General features: G+C 65.6%; 1 pseudogene. It reads left to right on the top strand.

Annotated features, from left to right (window positions below):
- Positions 1-137: 137 nt before the first annotated feature.
- A pseudogene (locus LGM71_RS33130) lies at positions 138-552 on the top strand (hypothetical protein); the annotation flags it as partial.

Below are 552 nucleotides of genomic sequence, written 5' to 3'. Positions count from 1 at the left end.
TCAACTCGTTGTCCACGGGCCTCAGCTCGACCAACAGCTCGGTCACGTCGCTGTCGTCGTCCACGTCGACGGGTCTCTCGTCGGCTAATAGCTCGATCAGCTCGCTCTCCACGTCGACCTCGACGGGTATCAACTCGTTGTCCACGGGCCTCAGCACTGTCACGACCAAGACCGACAATCTGGGCAGCAGCACCGCCGCAGCCCTCGGCGGCGGCGCGAGCTACAACCCGGCAACCGGCACGGTTTCCGCTCCGTCGTACACGACGTACAACGCGAACGGCACAACGTCGACCGCCAACAGCGTCGGCTCGGCGATCGACAGCATCAACAACCAGGGCATCAAGTACTTCCACGCAAATTCGACAGCAGCCGACAGCCAGGCGCTCGGCACCGATTCGGTCGCGATCGGCCCGAATGCCATCGCAAACAACGCCGGCGACGTCGCACTCGGCAGCGGCTCCGTCACTGGAGCGCCCAACGCGACGCCGACGGGTACCGTCGGCGGCGTGACCACCACGTTCGCGGGCGGCAATCCGAGCAGCGTGGTGAGCG

This window comes from Burkholderia sp. AU33545 (assembly GCF_020419685.1).
Taxonomy (GTDB): Bacteria; Pseudomonadota; Gammaproteobacteria; order Burkholderiales; family Burkholderiaceae; genus Burkholderia; species Burkholderia diffusa.
The sequence above is the reverse complement of the archived record's forward strand: the minus strand, read 5'-3'. Positions and strand labels throughout refer to the sequence as shown.